The 19960-nt window shown below is 62.3% G+C and carries 21 protein-coding genes and 2 tRNA genes; 13 read left to right on the top strand and 10 right to left on the bottom strand.

The window, feature by feature from the left end; translation table 11 throughout:
- The 6 genes from UW3_RS29870 to hemA form a co-directional block, all read right to left on the bottom strand.
- Positions 1–331, bottom strand: a 331-nt coding sequence (locus UW3_RS29870) for an acyloxyacyl hydrolase (protein WP_010225741.1), incomplete at its 3' end; no start/stop codon positions are given.
- Between the two features lie 116 nt (positions 332–447).
- A complete protein-coding gene (murI, locus tag UW3_RS0122165; RefSeq protein WP_010225740.1) occupies positions 448–1248 on the bottom strand; it encodes a glutamate racemase in 801 nt (266 codons plus the stop codon).
- Complete coding sequence (locus UW3_RS0122160) at positions 1241–1996, bottom strand: molybdopterin-synthase adenylyltransferase MoeB (RefSeq protein ID WP_010225739.1); 756 nt, start codon at positions 1994–1996, stop codon at positions 1241–1243. Before UW3_RS0122160 ends, murI begins: the two co-directional genes overlap by 8 nt.
- Entirely contained in the window at positions 1990–2820 is an 831-nt protein-coding gene (gene prmC / locus UW3_RS0122155; RefSeq protein WP_010225738.1) for a peptide chain release factor N(5)-glutamine methyltransferase, read from the bottom strand. Before prmC ends, UW3_RS0122160 begins: the two co-directional genes overlap by 7 nt.
- Positions 2821–3903 (bottom strand): peptide chain release factor 1, encoded by a 1083-nt coding sequence (prfA, locus tag UW3_RS0122150; RefSeq protein WP_010225737.1) that lies wholly within the window; start codon positions 3901–3903, stop codon positions 2821–2823.
- The gene (gene hemA, locus UW3_RS0122145; protein WP_010225736.1) at positions 3900–5177 is read right to left on the bottom strand and encodes a glutamyl-tRNA reductase; all 1278 of its coding nucleotides are present in this window, start codon (positions 5175–5177) and stop codon (positions 3900–3902) included. Before hemA ends, prfA begins: the two co-directional genes overlap by 4 nt.
- Before the next feature lie 176 nt (positions 5178–5353).
- Here hemA and UW3_RS0122140 point away from each other — a divergent pair, with 176 nt between their 5' ends.
- The 9 genes from UW3_RS0122140 to ppk2 all read left to right on the top strand — a co-directional run bounded on the left by UW3_RS0122140 (position 5354) and on the right by ppk2 (position 13131).
- On the top strand, positions 5354–7078 hold the full coding sequence (locus UW3_RS0122140) for a tetratricopeptide repeat protein (protein WP_010225734.1): 1725 nt from the start codon (positions 5354–5356) through the stop codon (positions 7076–7078).
- 4 nt (positions 7079–7082) lie between these two features.
- The gene (lolB, locus tag UW3_RS0122135; protein ID WP_010225732.1) at positions 7083–7700 is read left to right on the top strand and encodes a lipoprotein insertase outer membrane protein LolB; all 618 of its coding nucleotides are present in this window, start codon (positions 7083–7085) and stop codon (positions 7698–7700) included.
- Between the two features lie 3 nt (positions 7701–7703).
- A complete protein-coding gene (ispE, locus tag UW3_RS0122130) occupies positions 7704–8555 on the top strand; it encodes a 4-(cytidine 5'-diphospho)-2-C-methyl-D-erythritol kinase (RefSeq protein WP_010225731.1) in 852 nt (283 codons plus the stop codon).
- 34 nt (positions 8556–8589) lie between these two features.
- Positions 8590–8664: transfer RNA gene (locus tag UW3_RS0122125), tRNA-Gln, on the top strand.
- A gap of 48 nt (positions 8665–8712) precedes the next feature.
- Entirely contained in the window at positions 8713–9654 is a 942-nt protein-coding gene (locus tag UW3_RS0122120; protein WP_010225730.1) for a ribose-phosphate pyrophosphokinase, read from the top strand.
- Positions 9655–9792: 138 nt separating this feature from the next.
- The gene (locus UW3_RS0122115) at positions 9793–10389 is read left to right on the top strand and encodes a 50S ribosomal protein L25/general stress protein Ctc (RefSeq protein WP_010225729.1); all 597 of its coding nucleotides are present in this window, start codon (positions 9793–9795) and stop codon (positions 10387–10389) included.
- A gap of 77 nt (positions 10390–10466) precedes the next feature.
- A complete protein-coding gene (gene pth, locus UW3_RS0122110) occupies positions 10467–11051 on the top strand; it encodes an aminoacyl-tRNA hydrolase (protein ID WP_010225728.1) in 585 nt (194 codons plus the stop codon).
- A gap of 21 nt (positions 11052–11072) precedes the next feature.
- On the top strand, positions 11073–12173 hold the full coding sequence (ychF, locus tag UW3_RS0122105; protein WP_010225727.1) for a redox-regulated ATPase YchF: 1101 nt from the start codon (positions 11073–11075) through the stop codon (positions 12171–12173).
- Between the two features lie 148 nt (positions 12174–12321).
- A complete protein-coding gene (gene ppk2 / locus UW3_RS0122100; protein ID WP_010225726.1) occupies positions 12322–13131 on the top strand; it encodes a polyphosphate kinase 2 in 810 nt (269 codons plus the stop codon).
- A 34-nt stretch (positions 13132–13165) separates the two neighbouring features.
- Here ppk2 and UW3_RS0122095 read toward each other — a convergent pair whose 3' ends face one another.
- Entirely contained in the window at positions 13166–14335 is a 1170-nt protein-coding gene (locus UW3_RS0122095; protein WP_010225725.1) for an MFS transporter, read from the bottom strand.
- 372 nt (positions 14336–14707) lie between these two features.
- Here UW3_RS0122095 and UW3_RS0122090 point away from each other — a divergent pair, with 372 nt between their 5' ends.
- Complete coding sequence (locus UW3_RS0122090; RefSeq protein WP_010225724.1) at positions 14708–15265, top strand: hypothetical protein; 558 nt, start codon at positions 14708–14710, stop codon at positions 15263–15265.
- A 6-nt stretch (positions 15266–15271) separates the two neighbouring features.
- Here UW3_RS0122090 and UW3_RS0122085 read toward each other — a convergent pair whose 3' ends face one another.
- The gene (locus UW3_RS0122085) at positions 15272–16486 is read right to left on the bottom strand and encodes an MFS transporter (RefSeq protein WP_010225722.1); all 1215 of its coding nucleotides are present in this window, start codon (positions 16484–16486) and stop codon (positions 15272–15274) included.
- A 190-nt stretch (positions 16487–16676) separates the two neighbouring features.
- Between UW3_RS0122085 and UW3_RS27500 the strand changes: the two genes are divergently transcribed.
- On the top strand, positions 16677–17459 hold the full coding sequence (locus UW3_RS27500; protein ID WP_010225720.1) for a FecR family protein: 783 nt from the start codon (positions 16677–16679) through the stop codon (positions 17457–17459).
- A gap of 85 nt (positions 17460–17544) precedes the next feature.
- Positions 17545–17621, top strand: a tRNA-Met gene (locus tag UW3_RS0122075).
- Between the two features lie 66 nt (positions 17622–17687).
- Here UW3_RS0122075 and UW3_RS0122070 read toward each other — a convergent pair.
- Positions 17688–18302 (bottom strand): LysE family translocator, encoded by a 615-nt coding sequence (locus UW3_RS0122070; RefSeq protein ID WP_010225718.1) that lies wholly within the window; start codon positions 18300–18302, stop codon positions 17688–17690.
- A gap of 123 nt (positions 18303–18425) precedes the next feature.
- On the opposite strand from UW3_RS0122070, the gene UW3_RS0122065 reads away from it, so the two are divergent.
- On the top strand, positions 18426–19304 hold the full coding sequence (locus UW3_RS0122065) for a LysR substrate-binding domain-containing protein (RefSeq protein WP_010225716.1): 879 nt from the start codon (positions 18426–18428) through the stop codon (positions 19302–19304).
- Here the strand turns inward: UW3_RS0122065 and UW3_RS0122060 are convergent.
- A complete protein-coding gene (locus UW3_RS0122060) occupies positions 19292–19903 on the bottom strand; it encodes a YcbK family protein (protein WP_026001465.1) in 612 nt (203 codons plus the stop codon). The genes UW3_RS0122065 and UW3_RS0122060 overlap by 13 nt on opposite strands.
- Positions 19904–19960: the final 57 nt, after the last annotated feature.

The raw sequence follows: 19960 nt of genomic DNA, 5'->3' as shown, positions 1-19960 counted from the left end.
AAACCCCTGCCACACCGATGCCGGCTTCGATGTAGGGTTTAACCGACTCACCGGCGAACTCGTAAACGAACACGGGTGAGAACGACAGGCTGTGGTTGCTGGCGGTTTCATCGCCATCCCAATAGGTGTAGGCACCATCCCAATAACCGGTAATGCGCCCTACGCTAGTTTGCCACCAACTGGCATCCCAGTTCGATTGCAGGCCCAGCCGATAGGTCATGGTCGAATCGCCGGTCTGCCCGACCGACAACGATACGTCCGCTGCTTGAGTGGTAAAAGATTGCCCCAGGGTAACGGCTGCAAGCGCAGCCAAACAAAGCAGTTTCTTCATGAGAAACATCCTTTTTCCTAATGCTGTTGTTGGTTTCTCTGTCTCACCAGACAATAAAATAAAAATCGGCGGCGTTGCGTTAGCTCAGTCAATGTTGAGTGCTTTTCACACTCTTTTTACATCGTGAAGCTTCGCACACTGTCAGATTTATTCCACAACATTGGAAGGATCTTTCGCAAATGTTCGGGGCTGGCACTGGTCCAGAATTGCGCGTCCTGTGCCGGTCCCGCGGCCAGCAATTGACGCTCGCCAAGCAGGCGCTGCAATTGGCGGGCAACCGCAGCGCCGGTATCGATAATTGCCACCGAGGCCGGGACCATTTCCGCCAGCAGAGGCTTGAGGAAGGGGTAATGGGTGCAGCCCAGGATCAGCGTGTCGCAGCCAGCGTCGAGCAAGGGATTTACATAGCCTTGCAGCAGTTCGCGCACCACCGGGCTGTTCAGGTCGCCAGCTTCGATGCACTCCACCAGGCCTGGGCAAGGCTGGGTAACAACCTGCACATCGTTGGCAAAACGATCGAGCAAGGCGACGAACTTGGCGCTTTGCAGGGTGCCGGTGGTGGCCAGCACACCGACCACGCCACTACGGGTAGCGGCAGCCGCAGGCTTTACCGCTGGCTCCATCCCCACCAGTGGCCACTGCGGATACTGTTCGCGCAAATCAGCCACCGCGGCCACTGTCGCCGTGTTACAGGCCAGGACCATGGCCTTGGCACCCTGCTCACGGAAGAACTCAGCGACGATGCGACAGCGCTGGCGAATGAATGCCGGCGACTTCTCACCATAGGGGATGTGCCCGCAATCGCCGACATACAGCAGCGACTCATTGGGCAACAGGCGCTGGATCTCGGCCAGTACCGACAGGCCGCCAACACCGGAATCGAAGACGCCGACCGGCGCCGCCGCGCCGTCAGCCATGATCCTTGCCACAGACGCTGCAGCCCGGGTCGCGCTTGACCCGCAGCTCACGGAAACGGCTGCCCAGGGCATCGATCAGCAACAAGCGCCCTACCAGCGGTTCGCCAAACCCGGCCAGCAGCTTCAGTGCCTCAAGCGCTTGCAGGCTGCCGACCAGACCGACCAACGGGCCGAGTACACCGGCTTCACTGCAGGTCAGCTCGGCTTCGCTGCCATGGCCGTACAGGCAGTGGTAGCACGGGCTTTCAGGGCGGCGTGGGTCGAACACCGACAACTGCCCTTCCAGGCGAATCGCCGCGCCGCTGACCAACGGCTTGCCCAGGGCCACGCAGGCGGCATTGACCGCTTCGCGGGTGGCAAAGTTGTCCGAGCAATCCAGTACCAGGTCCACCGCCTTGACCGCCTCGGCCAAGGAGTCTTCGTCCAGGGCGTGGCGATGGGCGAGCAACGTGATTTCCGGGTTGATCGCCGCGAGGCGTAGCAGTGCCGAATCGACTTTGCTCATGCCCACCGATGCGCTGTCGTGCATGACCTGGCGCTGCAGGTTGGTGACGTCCACCGTGTCGAAATCGGCCAGGTGCAGTTCGCCAACACCGGCAGCCGCCAGGTACAAGGCGACCGGCGAACCCAGGCCGCCCAGGCCGACAACCAGCGCCCGGCTGTTTTTCAGGCGCAGCTGACCGTCGATATCCACCTGCGCCAGGAGGATCTGCCGGCTGTAGCGCAACAGCTCCTGATCGGTCAGCACGACAGCCGGCCCAGGGTGATGCGCTCGTGGCCATTAAGGTCAAGGCGGCTTTCGATCTGTTCGAAATCATGCCGGGCCAGCAGCTCGCGCACGGCGGCGGCCTGATCGTAACCGTGCTCGAGCAGCAGCCAGCCGCCGGGCAGCAGGTGCGCCGGCGCCTGACTGACGATGCTGCGCAGATCGTCCAGGCCATCGTCGCCGGAGACCAGCGCGCTGCTTGGCTCAAAGCGCACGTCACCGGCCACCAGGTGCGGGTCGGCAGCGGCAATGTACGGCGGGTTGCTGATGATCAGGTCATAGCGCTCGCCGCCCAGGGCATCGAACCAGTGGCTGCTGCGCACCGTCACGTTGTTCAGTTGCAGGCGCTGGCGGTTACGCTCGGCCAGGGCCACGGCTTCCAGCACCCGGTCAACCGCAGTGACCTGCCACTGCGGGCGCTCACTGGCCAGGGCCAGGGCAATCGCGCCGGTACCGGTGCCCAGGTCGAGCAGCTTGACCGCACTTGCCGGCAGCAACTGCAGAGCGGTTTCGACCAGCAGCTCGGTTTCCGGCCGTGGGATCAGGGTGTGCGGCGCCACCTCCAGGTCGAGGTTCCAGAACCCCTGCTGACCGAGGATATAGGCGACCGGTTCACCGGCGCGCCGACGCTGCAGGTAATCGGCAAAGGTCAGCGCCGCTTCGCTGCTGACAATCCGCTCCGGCCAGGTGTGCAGGTAGCTGCGCGACTTGCCGATGGCCGCAGCCAACAGCAGTTCGATATCCAGACGCGCCGTCGGCGAATCCGGCAGCTCCGCGCCGCGGAGCAAGCTGGCAATAATCGTCATTTACTCACCCAGTGCAGCCAGTTGGTCAGCCTGATACTCGGCCAGCAATGGCTCGATGACCGCATCCACCCCACCGGCCAGCACATCATCCAGGGAATACAGGGTCAGGTTGATGCGGTGATCGGTTACCCGCCCCTGTGGATAGTTGTAGGTACGAATCCGTTCGGAGCGGTCGCCGGAGCCAACCAGCAGCTTGCGCTCGCTGGCCATGGCATTCTGCGCCGCGCTGGTCTGGATGTCGTTGAGCTTGGCCGACAGCCAGGACATCGCCCGGGCGCGGTTCTTGTGCTGGGAACGTTCTTCCTGGCACTCGACGACGATGCCGGTGGGCAAGTGGGTGATGCGGATCGCCGAGTCGGTCTTGTTGATGTGCTGACCACCGGCACCGGAGGCGCGGTAGGTATCGACGCGCAGGTCCGCCGGGTTGATCTCGATCGCCACCTGCTCGTCCGGCTCGGGCAGCACCGCCACGGTGCAGGCCGAGGTGTGGATACGGCCCTGGGATTCGGTTTCCGGTACGCGCTGGACGCGGTGGGCGCCGGACTCGAACTTCAGCTTGCCATAGACGCTGTCGCCTTCGACCCGGGCGATGATCTCCTTGTAACCGCCATGCTCGCCTTCGTTCTCCGAGAGAATTTCCAGGCGCCAGCCGCGCTTTTCAGCGTAGCGCGAGTACATGCGGAACAGGTCGCCGGAGAAGATCGCCGCTTCGTCACCGCCGGTACCGGCGCGGATTTCCAGGAACACATTGCGCCCGTCGTTGGGGTCCTTGGGCAACAGCATGCGCTGCAGCTGGTTTTCCAGGACAGCCAGTTGCTCCTTGGCCTCGCGAACTTCTTCCACCGCCATTTCGCGCAGGTCCGGATCGCTGTCCTTGAGCAGCGCCTGGGCACCGGCCAGGTCATCCTGAACCTTGCGCCACTGGGCGTAGGCAACGGCGACCGGCTCGACTTCGGCGTATTCACGGGAATAGGCGCGAAAGCGAGTCTGGTCGGAAATGACCTCGGCATCGCCCAGCAGGGCGGTCAGTTCCTCGAAGCGGTCCTGGAGCGTGTCCAGTTTATTCAGCAGCGACGCTTTCATTGCGGGGTTTTATCCGTCGAACCCTCGGAGAGGGCAAAGAGTTCCTGGGCCATGGCCAGCGCATCGAGGCGGCCTTCGGCAGAGAGCTTTTTCAGCTGCACGCTGGGCGCATGCAGCAGTTTGTTGGTCAGGCCACGGGCCAGTTGCACCAGCACGTCATCGGCGTTGGCGCCATTGGCCAGCAGGCGCTGGGCCTTTTGCAGCTCCTCGTCGCGCAGGCGTTCGCTCTGCTGACGGTAAGCCTTGAGTACATCCACCGCAGCCAGCTCGCGCAGGCGCAGCATGAAATCTTCGGCGCCCACCGAAACCAGCTCTTCGGCGGCCTGGGCAGCACCCTGGCGGCTCTTGAGGTTTTCGGCGACCACCTCGTGCAGGTCATCGACGGTGTACAGGTACACATCGTCCAGCTCGCCAACCTGCGGTTCGATATCCCGCGGCACGGCGATGTCGACCATGAAGATCGGCTTGTGCCGGCGCTGCTTCAGGGCGCTTTCCACCGCACCCTTGCCGAGGATCGGCAATTGGCTGGCGGTGGAACTGATGACGATATCGCTGTTGACCAGCTCCTGGGGAATGTCGGCCAGCAATACCGCATGGGCGCCGAACTGTTCGGCCAGGGTGCTGGCGCGCTCCAGGGTCCGGTTGGCGACGACAATGCGCCGTACGCCCTGCTCGTGCAGGTGACGGGCCACCAGGGTAATGGTTTCACCGGCGCCGATCAGCAGTGCCTGGCTACGGCCCAGGTCGCTGAAGATCTGCTTGGCCAGGCTGACGGCGGCGAAGGCCACCGACACCGGGTTTTCGCCGATGGCGGTATCGGTACGCACCTGCTTGGCGGCGCTGAAGGTGGCCTGGAACAGGCGCCCGAGCAGCGGGCCGATGGTGCCGGCTTCGCGGGCCACGGCATAGGCCGACTTCATCTGCCCGAGGATCTGCGGCTCGCCCAGCACCAGCGAATCGAGCCCGGAGGCTACCCGCATCATGTGCCGTACAGCATCGTGATCTTCATGGATGTAGGCGCTGGCGCGCAGTTCATCCAGGCTCAGCTGATGATATTCGGCCAGCCAGCGCAGAATACTCTCTGCGCCCAGGTGGTCCTGCTCTATATAAAGCTCGCTGCGGTTGCAGGTCGAAAGGATCGCGGCTTCGCGGCTGGCGGTCAGTCGGCAGAGCTGCTGCAAGGCGTCCACCAGCTGCTCAGGGGTAAACGCCACGCGCTCGCGTACGTCTACCGAGGCAGTCTTATGGTTGATACCGAGGGCAAGAAAGGCCATGCAAGGTCGCTGATTGTGACGAGAAGCCGATAATTGTCCTACTTCGCAAGGCGCAGAACAACCACTGCTCGCTATTGTCTCTATAGTCTACCTCTACCGAGACCTTCGCTTATGGGTTTGCCCCGGCGCTTGTGTCATGATGATCCGACCGCTGGTAAGCCGCCCAAATCCCGATTATGAATAGATCCTACGCGTTGCTCCTTGCCCTTGCCTTGCTCCAGGGCTGCCAGACCCTGGCTCCGCATTCACCGGATGCCAAGTCGCCTGCAGAGGCTGCCCCGGTGCAACCGGCCAAGCCCACCGTCTACGGGTCGTTCAGCCAGGACACCGTCTACAGCCTGCTGGCCGCCGAACTTGCCGGCCAGCGCGACCGCTTCGACATCGCCCTGGACAACTACGTCAGCCAGGCGATCAAGACCCAGGACCCAGGCATCTCCGAGCGCGCCTACCGCATCGCCGAATACCTGGGTGCCGACCAGGCTGCCCTGGACACCGCACTGATCTGGGCAAAGAACGCCCCGGACAGCCTCGACGCCCAGCGTGCCGCCGCCATCCAGCTGGCCCGCGGCGGTCGCTATGACGAGTCCATGGCCCACATGGAAAAAGTCCTTCAGGGCCAGGGCGACACCCACTTCGACTTCCTCGCCCTGTCGGCCCTGGAAACCGACCAGGACACCCGCGAGGGCCTGCAAAAGAGTTTCGACCGCCTGCTGGTGAAATACCCCGACAACAGTCAGTTGGTGTTCGGCAAGGCGTTGCTGCTGCAACAGGACGGCAAGGCCCAGGCCGCCCTCGACCTGCTCGAAGCGCACCCGCCCGAAGACGGCGAGATCGCTCCGGTATTGTTGCGTGCCCGCCTGCTGCAGGGCTTGGACCGCGGCAAAGAGGCCCTGCCGCTGCTGCAAAAAACCATTCGCCAGTACCCGGACGACAAACGCTTGCGCCTGACCTATGCGCGCATGCTGGTCGAACAGGACCGCCTGGCCGATGCCAAGGCCGAGTTCGTCAGCCTGGTCCAGCAGTATCCGGATGACGACGAGCTGCGCTACTCGCTGGCCCTGATCAGCCTGGAAACCAAGGACTGGGACGAAGGCGCCGGCTACCTCGAAGAGCTGATCGCCCGCGACAGCCATGTCGATGCCGCACACCTGAACCTGGGCCGCATCCATGAAGAACGCAACGACCCCGAAAGCGCGCTGAACGAATACGCCCTGGTCGGCCCCGGCACCGACTACCTGCCGGCACAATTGCGCCAGGCCGATATCCTCATCGCCAACGGCCGTAGCGCCGAAGCTTCGCGGCGCCTGGCCGCAGCCCGGGAAAGCCAGCCCGATTACGCCATCCAGCTGTACCTGATCGAAGCCGAAGCCTTGGGCAACAACGACAAGGACGCCCAGGCCGAGCAGGTTCTGCAGCAGGCGATCAAGCAGTACCCGGACGACCTCAACCTGCTCTACACCCGGGCCATGCTGGCGGAAAAACGCAACGACCTGACCCAGATGGAAAAGGATCTGCGCAACATCATCAGCCGCGAGCCGGAAAATGCCATGGCCCTCAACGCCCTTGGCTACACCCTGGCTGACCGCACCAGCCGTTACGCCGAAGCCAAGGCGCTGATCGACAAGGCACACCAGATCACCCCGGAGGATCCGGCGGTGCTCGACAGCCTCGGCTGGGTCAACTACCGCATGGGCAACCTTGACGAAGCCGAGCGCCTGCTGCGCCAGGCCCTTGAGCGGTTCCCCGATCACGAAGTGGCCGCCCACCTGGGTGAAGTACTCTGGGCCAACGGCAAGCGCCGCGAAGCCCGCCAGGTCTGGGCCAAGGGCTTTGAAGCCCAGCCCGACAGCCCCATCCTGCGCAAGACCGTCCTGCGCCTGACCGGATCCGAGACTCTATAAGCCTATGTTTTTGCGCCACTGCATCACCTTCACCCTGATCGCCCTGCTTGCCGGCTGTGCCGGCTTCGGCTCCCGTGAGGCCCTGCGGGGCGAGGGCAGCCCACAGCTGTGGCGCGAGCACAAGCAACAGCTGAGCACCCTCGATGGCTGGCAGATCAACGGCAAGGTCGGCATCCGCGCGCCGAAAGACTCCGGCAGCGGCACGCTGTTCTGGCTGCAGCGCCAGGATTACTACGATATCCGCCTGTCCGGCCCGCTGGGCCGCGGCGCCGCGCGCCTGACCGGGCGCCCCGGTGGCGTCACTCTGGAAGTCGCCAACCAGGGCCGCTTCGAGGCAAATAGCCCCGAAGCCCTGCTCGAAGAGCAACTGGGCTGGGAGCTGCCGGTCTCGCACCTGGTCTGGTGGATTCGTGGCCTGCCCGCCCCCGACAGCAAGAGCCAGCTGACCCTCGACGGCGACAGTCGCCTGGCCAGCCTCAAGCAGGACGGCTGGGACGTGCAGTACCTGAGCTACGCCGAACAAAACGGCTACTGGCTGCCCGAACGCATCAAGCTGCACGGGCAGAACCTCGACGTGACCCTGGTGGTCAAGGACTGGCAACCACGGCAACTGGGCCACTGATCTATGAACACTGCAACCCTGACCCTGCCGGCACCGGCCAAGCTCAACCTGATGCTGCACATTCTTGGCCGCCGCCCCGACGGTTACCATGAGCTGGAAACCCTGTTCCAGTTTCTCGACCATGCCGACGAGCTTTCCTTCGCCCTGCGCGAAGACGGTGAAATTCGCCTGCACAGCGAGATCGACAATGTCCCCCACGACAGCAACCTGATCGTCAAGGCCGCGCGCAAGCTCAAGGCCCTGAGCGGTTGCAGCCAGGGCGTGGATATCTGGCTGAAGAAAATCCTGCCGATGGGCGGCGGCATCGGTGGCGGCAGCTCCGATGCCGCCACCACCCTGCTCGGCCTCAATCATTTATGGCAACTGGGCTTGAGCGAAGACCAACTGGCCGAGCTGGGCCTGACCCTGGGCGCCGACGTGCCGGTTTTCGTCCGCGGCCATGCGGCATTCGCCGAGGGTGTGGGAGAGAAGCTGACCCCGGTCGACCCCGAAGAGCCCTGGTACGTCGTGCTGGTCCCGCAAGTATTTGTTAGCACAGCAGAAATTTTTTCAGATCCGCTGTTGACACGTGATTCCTTGCCCCTTAAGATGCGCCCCGTTCCCAAGGGAAACAGTCGAAATGACTGCCAACCGGTGGTAGAGCAGCGTTACCCAGAGGTACGCAATTCATTGAATTTGTTAAACGAATTCACTGACGCTCGGCTTACCGGAACTGGAAGTTGTGTGTTTGGGGCCTTCCCAAACAAAGCTGAAGCTGATAAAGTTTTGGCCCTTCTTGCAGAGACCCAAACAGGGTTTGTAGCTAAGGGAAGCAACGTTTCGATGTTGCATCGCACGCTGCAGAGCCTGCTCTAGGAATCGAGCACCAGGTGCTCGCAGCAACAGATACAGGGGCGTCGCCAAGCGGTAAGGCAGCAGGTTTTGATCCTGCCATGCGTTGGTTCGAATCCAGCCGCCCCTGCCATTTTCCTTATACTCATCCAGGTATACCCTCAGCCTTCAGGTACTGCGCGTGTCCAAGATGATGGTCTTTACGGGGAACGCCAACCCCGATCTGGCTCGGCGTGTCGTACGTCAGCTGCATATCCCACTGGGTGATGTTTCTGTCGGAAAATTTTCCGACGGCGAAATCAGCACTGAGATTAATGAAAATGTTCGCGGTAAGGACGTTTTCATCATTCAGCCGACTTGCGCGCCAACCAACGATAACCTGATGGAACTGGTAGTGATGGCCGATGCCTTCCGCCGCTCCTCAGCTTCCCGAATCACTGCCGTGATTCCTTACTTCGGATATGCCCGCCAGGATCGCCGTCCGCGTTCGGCGCGTGTAGCTATCAGCGCCAAAGTCGTCGCTGACATGCTCACCGTCGTAGGTATCGACCGTGTTCTCACCGTCGACCTGCACGCTGACCAGATTCAGGGTTTCTTCGATATTCCGGTAGATAACATCTACGGCTCCCCCGTTCTGGTGGATGACATCGAAGACCAGCGTTTCGAGAACCTCATGATCGTGTCCCCGGACATCGGCGGCGTCGTGCGTGCACGTGCTGTTGCCAAGTCCCTGGGCGTTGATCTGGGCATCATCGACAAACGCCGTGAAAAGGCTAATCACTCCGAAGTGATGCATATCATCGGCGACGTCGAAGGACGTACCTGTATTCTCGTCGACGACATGGTCGACACCGCCGGCACCCTGTGCCACGCGGCCAAGGCCCTGAAAGAACACGGCGCTGCCAAGGTTTACGCCTACTGCACGCACCCTGTCCTGTCGGGTCGGGCGATCGAGAATATCGAGAACTCCGTGCTGGACGCACTGGTGGTGACCAACACCATCCCGCTGTCCGCTGCAGCACAAGCCTGTGACCGTATCCGTCAACTGGATATCGCACCGGTTGTTGCCGAGGCGGTTCGCCGCATCAGCAATGAAGAATCGATCAGCGCGATGTTCCGCTGAGGGTTTTACCCTCGCGAACTCACGTTGACGTAAAGCGCCCCGCCCCAACACTGGTTGTTGGGGCGGGGCTTTTTTGCCCATCCCGCTTTGGCGCTGGTCGCAAACGCCACTCGGGAATGGCTATTTTGGAGATACAACATGACTGATTTCATTCTGAACGCCCAAGCGCGTACTGACCTGGGGAAAGGTGCGAGCCGCCGCCTGCGTCATTCCGCCAACATCCCTGCCGTTGTCTACGGTGGTGGCCAAGCTGCTGAATCCGTGACCATCCTGACCAAGGAAATCACCAAGCTGTTCGACAACGAAGCTGCCTTCAGCCACGTTATCGAACTGAACATCGACGGCAAGAAACAAAACGTCGTTGTTAAAGCCATGCAGCGTCACCCTGCCAAGCAGTTCATCATGCACGCTGACTTCGTCCGCGTTGTTGCTGGCCAGAAACTGACCGCCAAAGTACCTGTGCACTTCATCAACGAAGAAGCTCCGGTCAAGAAAGGCGGCGAGATCTCCCACACCGCCAACGAGATCGAAGTTTCCTGCGAAGCCAAAGACCTGCCTGAGTTCATCGAAGTCGACCTGGCCAACGCCGAAGTCGGCGCGATCATCCACCTGTCGGACCTCAAAGCTCCGAAAGGCGTTGAGTTCGTCGCTCTGGCTCACGGTAACGACCTGGCTATCGCCAACGTTCACGCTCCGCGTGTTGCGCCTGAAGCTGCAGAAGGCGCTGCCGAGTAATCTACTCAGCACGCCGGCGTTGACCGGGTTACAGCGCCCAGCGCTGTAACCCACAACTCCAAGGAAGAGCCCCTGACGTGACCGCCATCCAACTGATCGTCGGCCTGGGAAACCCCGGCCCCGAATACGAACAGACCCGGCATAACGCAGGGGCTCTTTTCGTAGAACGCATTGCCAGCGCCCAGCGCGTCAACCTGACTGCTGATCGCAAGTATTTCGGCCTGACGGCAAAATTCAGCCATCAGGGCAACGACGTTCGTCTTCTGATTCCGACCACCTACATGAACCGCAGCGGCCAGGCCGTTGCTGCACTGGCGAATTTTTTCCGCATCCCGCCAGATGCCATCCTGGTGGCCCACGACGAACTCGACCTGCCTCCCGGCGTCGCCAAGCTCAAGAAGGGCGGCGGCCACGGCGGGCACAACGGGCTGCGCGACATCATCGCCCAGCTCGGCAACCAGAATGACTTTCACCGTCTGCGGCTTGGCATCGGCCACCCGGGTGACAGCAGCAAGGTCTCCAGTTTCGTCCTCGGCAAGGCGCCACGCGCCGAGCAGGAGAAACTGGACGCCAGTATCGATTTTGCCCTCGGCGTGCTGCCGGACATCCTCGCCGGCGACTGGACGCGTGCGATGAGAGAGCTGCACAGCCAAAAGGCCTGACTCCACGAAGAGGGATTCACCATGGGTTTCAATTGCGGCATCGTCGGCCTGCCCAACGTCGGCAAGTCCACCCTGTTCAACGCCCTGACCAAATCCGGCATCGCCGCTGAGAACTTCCCGTTCTGCACCATCGAGCCGAACAGTGGCATCGTGCCGATGCCTGATGCGCGCCTGGACGCCCTGGCGGCCATCGTCAAGCCGAACCGCGTGCTGCCGACCACCATGGAATTCGTCGACATCGCCGGCCTGGTGGCTGGCGCCTCGAAAGGTGAAGGCCTGGGCAACAAGTTCCTGGCCAACATCCGCGAAACCGACGCTATCGCCCACGTGGTGCGCTGCTTCGAAGACGAGAACGTGATTCACGTCTCCAACAGCGTCGACCCCAAGCGCGACATCGAGATCATCGACCTGGAACTGATCTTCGCCGACCTCGACAGCTGCGAGAAGCAACTGCAGAAGGTTGCGCGCAACGCCAAGGGCGGTGACAAGGACGCCCTGGCGCAGAAAGCCATCCTCGAAAAACTCATCCCGCACTTCACCGAAGGCAAGCCTGCGCGCAGCCTGATGAAGGCCATGGGCGCTGACGAGAAGGCGCTGATCCGCGGCTTCCACCTGCTGACCAGCAAACCTGTGATGTACATCGCCAACGTTGCCGAAGACGGCTTCGACAACAACCCGCACCTGGACGTGGTCAAGGCCATCGCCGAAGAAGAAGGCGCGCTCGTGGTGCCGGTGTGCAACAAGATCGAAGCCGAGATTGCCGAGCTCGACGACGGCGAAGAGAAGGACATGTTCCTCGAAGCCCTGGGCCTCGAAGAGCCAGGCCTGAACCGCGTGATCCGCGCCGGTTACTCGCTGCTCAACCTGCAGACCTACTTCACCGCCGGTGTGCAGGAAGTACGCGCCTGGACCGTACGCGTCGGCGCCACCGCTCCACAAGCGGCCGGCGTGATCCACACCGACTTCGAGAAAGGCTTCATCCGTGCCGAAGTGGTCGGCTACGACGACTTCATCCAGTACAAGGGTGAAGGCGGCGCGAAGGAAGCCGGTAAATGGCGCCTGGAAGGCAAGGACTACATCGTCAAAGACGGTGATGTGATGCACTTCCGCTTCAACGTCTGATCCGCTCCCTGATGAGCCCGAAACCCCTTGAGGCTATGCTTCAAGGGGTTTTTCTTTGCCTGCGTTGCGCACAAATGCTGGCCAAAACCCAGGTCTATACTCAAAGCCGCACTCAAACGGCTTTCGTCCACAGACCAGGTATCGGCGCATGGCTAAAAAGAAGGAAAAACAAAGCAACAGCGAACGCCTCCCCCGTAAAGAGTACGAGCAAGCACTCAAGGCCCTGCACGTCGAGCTGGTCAAGTTGCAGCAGTGGGTGGTAGCCAAGGGCCTGAAAGTCTGCATCGTCTTCGAAGGTCGCGACGGTGCCGGCAAGGGCGGAACGATCAAGGCCATCACCGAACGCGTCAGCCCGAGGGTGTTTCGCGTAGTGGCGCTGCCAGCACCGACCGAACGGGAAAAAAGCCAGATGTACGCCCAGCGCTACATCCAGCACATGCCCTCGGCCGGCGAAGTGGTGATCTTCGACCGCAGTTGGTACAACCGCGCCGGTGTTGAGCGGGTGATGGGGTTCTGTACCGAAGAGCAGTCCCGCAAGTTTCTTTCGGTGGTGCCATCGTTCGAAAAGATGCTGGTCGAGTCCGGCATCGTTCTCATCAAGTACTGGCTGGAAGTCAGCCCCCAGGAGCAGGAACGGCGCCTGAAAGAGCGCATCACCGACGGTCGCAAGATCTGGAAACTGACCCCGATGGACCTCAAGTCCTTCACCCGCTGGGACGACTACACCCGCGCGCGCAATGAGATGTTCGCCGCCTCGGATACCTCATGGGCCCCCTGGTACGTGGCCCCTTCAGAGGACAAACGACGGGTGCGCCTGAATATCATCAGCCACTTGCTCAAGCAGGTGCCCTACGAGGACATCACCCACAAGCAGAAGATCGAACTGCCCAAGCGCGGCAAGATCGGGCGCGACAAAAGCACCAGCTACACATCGCGCATGGTTCCCGAGCGCTTCTGAAAGACACCTGGCGCGCGACACCGCTGCAAGTGTGCTACAGAGTGCCCTGATCGGCGCGCTGGGCCCTGAAGGCCCGCCGCCGGGCACTGCGGGCGAACACCACGAACAGCGCCGCCATGGCTGTCAGGGCCATCGGCAGGCCATGGGGCGCAACGTCCATGGCCGCGCCGCTGATCAGCGGCCCGAGCAGGCTGCCGACGCCCCAGAGCAAGCCGACGCTGGCATTGGCGGTGACCAGGTCCTGGCCCTTGAACTGCTGGCCGATCAGCACCAGCGCCAGGGTATAGACCCCGCCCGCCACCGCACCGAGCAGCACCAGTGCTGGCCATAGCAACCATTGCATGCCGATCAGCCACGGCAGCGCCAGGCCGATCAACATCGCCACCACGCCGCACACCAGGTGTACCGTCGTGCGCTCGCAGCGGTCGGCCAGCCAGCCGATCGGCAGCTGGAAGAGCATGTCGCCGGTAAGGATCACCGTCACCATCAACGCCGCCACCCCCACCGCATAGGCATGGTTGGTGGCGTACACCGGCAGCAGCGAAAGAATCACTGCATCGAAGAACGAGAAAAACAGCACGCCCATGCACAAGGCCGGCGCCACGCGGAAAAAGCCCGCCAGGGAAAAGCTCTTGCCGCCCTCCTCGCCATGCTCGACATGATCATTGGGCACCGTCAGCACGATACACAGCAGTGCCAGGCCGTAGCAGGCGGTCACCACTGTCGTCACCCAGGTGCTCTGTGCCCCGAGCAGCGCCAGCATTGCCGGGCCGAGCATCTGGAAACCGGTGAACGCCGTGGCGTACAGGGCCATGATCTTGCCGCGGTTGTGCTCCGGACTCAGCTCGTTGACCCACGACTCGCCGAGGATGATCGCGATGCCCATGCCGATCCCCAGCCCCAGCCGCAACAGCCCGAGCAAGTAGATCGAAGAGAAGCCCCACTCAAGCAAACCGATGCTCAGGGTGCACAGGCCGAAGCACAACAGGTAGATGGTGCGCCGGGTCAGGTGCCGGCAACAGGCATCGACCATGAACGCCGACAGCATCATCCCCGCGGCCGGAATCGCCGAGACGATACCGATCTGCAAAGTACTGGCGCCGACGTCGAGCAAACGCAGGGACACCAGCGGCAAGCTCGCCCCGAGGCTGAAACCGACCACCGACACCGCAAACAACAAGCCCAGCAACAAACGCATATTCATCACAACTCCAGACTCACCGGCGCAGGCACGACATCGCACCTGCGCAGGCGCATACATGACCGTAAAAGGATTCGGTTAGCGGCGAGCTCAGCCACGGCAGAACGCCGGGCACACAGCCGCAGGGTCAGGAGGTGTGAAGGTGCGGCGAGAAGGTAAACGCGAACAACACGCTGCGCCGACGCTTGAGCACCGTGTCACACGGCCAGTCGCACACGACGGCCTGGATAACAGCCGGCTGGATGGCGCAAGGACGGGAAAAGCGGTTCATGGGTCGACTACAGGAAAAAGGCAGGCCGGCACTCTAGGGGAAGCCCGGGCCAGACGTCAATCTCGCTGTGCTACTCTCGCGCCATCATGGAAGAGGATCAGCGCATGTCCGAACATCATCAGTTCATTTTCCCCCGCTATCGCCACCTGCCCGCGCCCGATTGGAAAAGCCTGGAGCAACAGCTGCTGACCCTGGGCTGGCTCGAGCCCGCTGCGGCCGATGCCCTGGATGAAACCGGCGACAGTGACGACAGCCTCTGGTGCAGCCCGTTGTACCGACCGAGTGCCGAGTTGTTCCGAAGGCTCAGGGTCGAAGCGGACCCCGCGCAGGTCGTGCGCCTGTTCGAGTTCGAGCCCGGCCAGCCGTTTGTCTGCGCGGGCGAGAACTTCAGCCTGCCAGGGCAATACCTGCAGGCAAAGGTGGCCGAAGAGACCTTCATGCAGTTCATGGGCGACGCTATCGAGGCGCCGCACACCACCTGGTGCAGCCCCGCCGACAAAACGACGTACTACCTGATGGATCTGGATTGGGACTTCAGCTTCGGCGTTGGCGAGCAGGTCCTGCGCAGCGACCGCCTCAACCGCGCCGAAACCGAACGCCTGGCGGCACTGATCGGCGAACTGGCCGGGCAGCCGATGAGCTGCGCCCACCGGCATCGCTAGGCAGCTTCAACGCTTGCCGGTGGACGGCAGGAGGATTGCCAGCAGGCCGAACAGCGGCAGGTACGAGCACAGGCTGTAGACGTATTCGATGCCCTTGAGGTCGGCCAGATAGCCCAGCGCCGCTGCGCCGATGCCGCCAAAGCCGAACATCAGGCCGAAGAAGATGCCGGCGATCATCCCCACGTTACCCGGCACCAGTTCCTGGGCATATACAACGATGGCCGAAAACGCCGAGGCGAGGATAAAGCCGATGATCACGCTGAGCACGCTGGTCCAGAACAGGTCGACGTAAGGCAGCAACAGGGTGAATGGCGCGACACCCAGGATCGAGAACCAGATCACCGCCTTGCGCCCGATGCGGTCACCGATCGGCCCGCCAAAAAAGGTTCCGGCCGCTACTGCGCCGAGAAACAGGAACAGGTGTAGCTGCGAGCTGGCCACCGAGAGGTCGAACTTCTCGATCAGGTAGAACGTGAAGTAGCTGGTGAAGCTGGACATGTAAAAGTACTTGGAGAACACCAGCAACCCCAGCACCACCAGGGCGCCGATCACCCGCTGGCGGGAAAGGCCATGGGTCGCGCGCTGGCCTTGCTTGGCCTTGAACAGGTTCAGGTGTGCCCTGTACCAGCGGCTCAGGCCATAGGTGACCAGCACGGCGCAGACAGCGAACAGGCCGAACCACACCACATTGCCCTGACCGAAGGGGATGATGATCGCCGCCGCCAGCAACGGGCCGAAGGCGGAGCCTGCATTGCCACCAACCTGAAAGCTTGACTGCGCCAGGCCAAAACGCCCACCCGAGGCCAGCCGGGCAATACGCGAGGTTTCCGGGTGGAAGGTCGACGAACCAATGCCCACCAGCGCCGCCGCCAGGAGGATCATCGGGAAGCTGGCGACATACGCGAGCATGACGATACCCACCAGGGTGCACAGGGTGCCCAGCGGCAGCAGGTTCGGCATCGGCTTGCGATCGGTATAGAAACCCACCCAGGGCTGCAGCAACGAGGCGGTGATCTGGAAGGTCAGGGTGATCATCCCGACCTGGGCGAAGCTCAAGCCATAGTTGGCCTTAAGCAGGGGGTAGATCGACGGCAGCACCGACTGGATCAGGTCGTTGATCAAATGCGCCAGGGCACAGGCGGCGATGATGCGCATCACCAGCGGGCTGCTCTGGGCAGTGGCGGTACTGGCGGGTGACGACGAGGCAGTGCTCACAGCCATGACAAAAGCTTCCATCCGGTGGGCGGGATCCAATTATCCAGAATTCGTTAGCAAGCGCACTATTCTTTTCGACCAACGTACTTTTGACGTTCTTGTTAATGATTATCAATAACGATAGAATCAGTGCGCTTTCACCGACCCCACTGCCCGCCTATCCGAGGCCTGCATACGCCATGCCCGCTGACCTGCCATGACCCCATCGCCAAACCAACTGGAACTGCCGGCGCGCCGCCTGCACAAGATCGAACGCCGCGTGGCGCCACGCTCCTGGGGCGTTTGGGCAGTGGCGGCCAGCCTCTTGCTGATCAGCGCCCTGGTGATGCTGCAACTGCCATTGCTGCAGCGCCTGAACAGCGATGTCGCCACCGCCGTTGGCGAACGCCGGCAGATCCAGCTGGCCGATGGCTCGCGGCTGACCCTCGACAGCGCCAGCGCCGTAGATGTCGACCTGCGTGGGCCTGTGCGTACGCTGCGCCTGGTGCAAGGGCAGGTGTTCATTGAAGTGACCCACGATGGCCGGCCTTTTGTCGTCAACATCGATCAGGCGCAGGTGCAGGTGCTGGGTACGCGCTTCTCCGTCAGCCGCGGCCGCGATCATGACGAAGTGGTGCTGCTCAAAGGCAAGGTCGAGGTCAGCATCGGCGGCGACAAACGCATGCTCGCCCCCGGTGAGCGCGTGACCCTGAACGGCAGCCGCCTGGACCAGGTCGAGAAGGTCGATGCCGAACGCCGGCTGGCCTGGCGCGAGGGCCAACTGCGGGTACGCGACGTGCCGCTGCGCCAGGTGCTGGAACAGCTTGCCGAATACCAGGGCGGCCGCCTGTTGTACATCGACGAACAGCTCGGTCAGCGCCCGGTCAGCGGCAGCTTCAACCTCGACCAGGCCAGCAGCGCAATCAATGCTCTGGCCCGCAATCAGAACCTGAGCGTAAGCAGCCTGGCCGGGCAATGGATCATCGTGCCGAGCCCATAAATGGCTAAGCAGTTGATCGCGCGTTAATTTTTTTGAAAAAGAGTGTTGACACAAATCTGTTTCAGGCGAATAATGCGCGCCACTTGGCTACATAGCTCAGTTGGTTAGAGCATAGCATTCATAATGCTGGGGTCCGGGGTTCAAGTCCCTGTGTAGCCACCAAGTACTAAAAAGGGCTTACCGCAAGGTAAGCCCTTTTTTCTTGCCTGCGATTTTTACCCCGCCCGCTTAACGTACATTGGCAAACACCACTGCCACCCCCAGGCCGATCAAGGCCACGCCAATCACCCGATCGACCAGGCGCTGGCGCTCAAGCATGGCCCGGCGCAATACCGCGCTCGAGAAGAATACCGCCACCAGGCTGAACCACAGCCAATGGGCGAACGACATGAACGCGCCATAGCCGAAGTTGATCGCCAGCGAGCTGCCCGGTTGCACCACCTGGGTGTAGGCGCTGACCACAAAGAGCATGGTCTTGGGGTTCAGGGCATTGGTCAGAAAGCCCGAGCGCAAAGCCACCAGCACCCCGAGCTGACGGGCGCTGGTACCGTCCAGGGAAATCCGTGTGGTGTTGGTCAGCGACTTGTAGCCAAGATAAATCAGGTACCCCGTCCCCAGCACCTTCATGGCCAGAAACAGCGCCGGACTCTGGCTGATGATCACCGCAATGCCCAACACGGTGTACAGCACATGCACCTGCACCCCCAGGGCAATGCCCAGGGCCGCAGCCAGGCCCGCACGCCGGCCGAAGGCGTAACTGCTGCGGGTCACCATGGCAAAGTCGGCGCCCGGGCTGATCACCGCTAACACGGTGAACAGGGCAACGGCGATGATTTCATTCACGTAAAGCTCCTCGATCTGCTAGGCCAATGCACAGATACGTCTGCGCGCGGCCATTATCGAAAGCTTCTGGCAAGGCAAAAAGCGATTTATAGTGAGTGAAATCCGCTAGTTTTTCTCACAGATATGAAGCTGCCCGCGCTTTCTGCCTTTCGCTATTTCGACGTCGCCGCACAAACCCAGAGCTTCGTGCGCGCTGCCGAGCTGCTCAATGTCACCCACGGCGCCGTGAGCCGGCAGGTACGCCTGCTGGAAGAGTCGCTGGGGGTGCAACTGTTCGAGCGGCGCAACCGGGCGATCTTTCTCACCGCCGCCGGGCGCGCCCTTCACGGCACCACCCTGTCGGTGTTCGAACAGCTGGAGGGCGCGGTGTACCGCCTGCAGCAACAGGCGCGGGAGAACGTGCTGGTGCTGTCGTGCGAGCCGACCATCGCCATGCGCTGGCTGATCCCCCGGTTACCGGCCTTTCATGCCGCCCACCCGGATATCCACCTGCACCTGGTGGCGGCCGGCGGGCCGATCGACTTTGCCCGCAGCGGTGTCGACCTGGCCCTGCGCCGCGATGATTTTCGCTGGGATGCCAACCTGCATGCACTGAAGATCTGCGACGAATGGGTCGGGCCGGTGTGCAGTGCCGGCCATGCCCTGCCCGAACCAGGCCTGGCCGGCCAACGCCTGCTGCACAGTGCTTCGCGGCCCAATGCCTGGGCTACCTGGCTGCGCCGAAGCGGCGAATCGGCCAAGGGCAGCAGCCGCGCCGATTACGAGCACTTTTACCTGTGCATCCAGGCGGCGGCGGCCGGGCTGGGCGTAGCCATGGCTTCGCGCTTGATGGTCCAGGACGAAATCGACAGCGGCCAACTGCAGGCGCCACGCGGCTTCATTCAGGATCAATCAGCCTACTACCTGCTCAGCCCCCAGGCGATTCTTGACGATGACAAAAGCCGCTGCTTCGCCGAATGGGTGATCGAGCAATCACACGCTTGCCTGGCTCACCTGGCCTGAGCCTTGCCGGCCATCGCCGGGGCACAGAAGGAGGAACCGCTGCTGAAGTCGCTCCCCCAGGTGCGGTAGCCTGCCGTGTCGATGTGAATGCGCCCCGATGGGTATCGCCCCAGGCCCATGTTCCAGCCCTTGCCGTGGGCCTGCCAGAAGCGGCACAGCGGCGCCGGGTCGGCCCAGCCCGGCAACAGCAAGTCGACCGCAAAGGCGCGGGTATGGGCGCTGGCCACGGCGCCGCCAGCGCAGCGGTTGAGCACTGGGTTGCGGTAGGCCGACACCACTTCATAGCGTTTGAGCACGCCCTGATCGTTCAGGGTCTTGAGCAACTGCAAGGTCGAACGCACCGCCGGCCACTGCACCGCTGGCGCCACCGCAAACGGCTCGGCCTTGCACAGACGCCAGTCACTGGCCGAGCGCAGCAGTTGGTGGATTGGCACCACCCCATACAGGCGCGCATCCACCAGCATCTGGCGAAAGGGCCGGGTCTGATGATCGCCCGCCCACTGGGCAAACAGATGCAGGTCACGCTCCTCGGCCTGCGCAGTGCCCAGCACTGTCAGCAAAAGTCCTGCACCAATACCAGCCTTACGCCACGGATTCATCAGCTTGCCCCCCTTCCCAACCCCCGGGAAATTCCTCCAGTATGGTAAGCCTCCCGA

Origin of the sequence: Pseudomonas donghuensis (genome assembly GCF_000259195.1) — a bacterium.
Classification (GTDB): domain Bacteria; phylum Pseudomonadota; class Gammaproteobacteria; order Pseudomonadales; family Pseudomonadaceae; genus Aquipseudomonas; species Aquipseudomonas donghuensis.
Note: the sequence above shows the minus strand (reverse complement) of the source record. Positions and strands in the feature narration are given on the sequence as shown.

Excerpts from the sequence above, each read along its gene's own strand:
- UW3_RS0122140 (WP_010225734.1), top strand. The coding sequence starts at position 5,354 with ATGAATAGATCCTACGCGTTGCTCCTTGCCCTTGCCTTGCTCCAGGGC.
- ppk2 (WP_010225726.1), top strand. The coding sequence starts at position 12,322 with ATGGCTAAAAAGAAGGAAAAACAAAGCAACAGCGAACGCCTCCCCCGT.
- UW3_RS0122085 (WP_010225722.1), bottom strand. The coding sequence starts at position 16,486 with ATGGCTGTGAGCACTGCCTCGTCGTCACCCGCCAGTACCGCCACTGCC.
- UW3_RS27500 (WP_010225720.1), top strand. The coding sequence starts at position 16,677 with ATGACCCCATCGCCAAACCAACTGGAACTGCCGGCGCGCCGCCTGCAC.
- UW3_RS0122115 (WP_010225729.1), top strand. The coding sequence starts at position 9,793 with ATGACTGATTTCATTCTGAACGCCCAAGCGCGTACTGACCTGGGGAAA.
- murI (WP_010225740.1), bottom strand. The coding sequence starts at position 1,248 with ATGGCTGACGGCGCGGCGGCGCCGGTCGGCGTCTTCGATTCCGGTGTT.
- UW3_RS0122090 (WP_010225724.1), top strand. The coding sequence starts at position 14,708 with ATGTCCGAACATCATCAGTTCATTTTCCCCCGCTATCGCCACCTGCCC.
- UW3_RS0122095 (WP_010225725.1), bottom strand. The coding sequence starts at position 14,335 with ATGAATATGCGTTTGTTGCTGGGCTTGTTGTTTGCGGTGTCGGTGGTC.
- ychF (WP_010225727.1), top strand. The coding sequence starts at position 11,073 with ATGGGTTTCAATTGCGGCATCGTCGGCCTGCCCAACGTCGGCAAGTCC.
- UW3_RS0122065 (WP_010225716.1), top strand. The coding sequence starts at position 18,426 with ATGAAGCTGCCCGCGCTTTCTGCCTTTCGCTATTTCGACGTCGCCGCA.
- hemA (WP_010225736.1), bottom strand. The coding sequence starts at position 5,177 with ATGGCCTTTCTTGCCCTCGGTATCAACCATAAGACTGCCTCGGTAGAC.
- UW3_RS0122060 (WP_026001465.1), bottom strand. The coding sequence starts at position 19,903 with ATGAATCCGTGGCGTAAGGCTGGTATTGGTGCAGGACTTTTGCTGACA.
- lolB (WP_010225732.1), top strand. The coding sequence starts at position 7,083 with ATGTTTTTGCGCCACTGCATCACCTTCACCCTGATCGCCCTGCTTGCC.
- prfA (WP_010225737.1), bottom strand. The coding sequence starts at position 3,903 with ATGAAAGCGTCGCTGCTGAATAAACTGGACACGCTCCAGGACCGCTTC.
- prmC (WP_010225738.1), bottom strand. The coding sequence starts at position 2,820 with ATGACGATTATTGCCAGCTTGCTCCGCGGCGCGGAGCTGCCGGATTCG.
- ispE (WP_010225731.1), top strand. The coding sequence starts at position 7,704 with ATGAACACTGCAACCCTGACCCTGCCGGCACCGGCCAAGCTCAACCTG.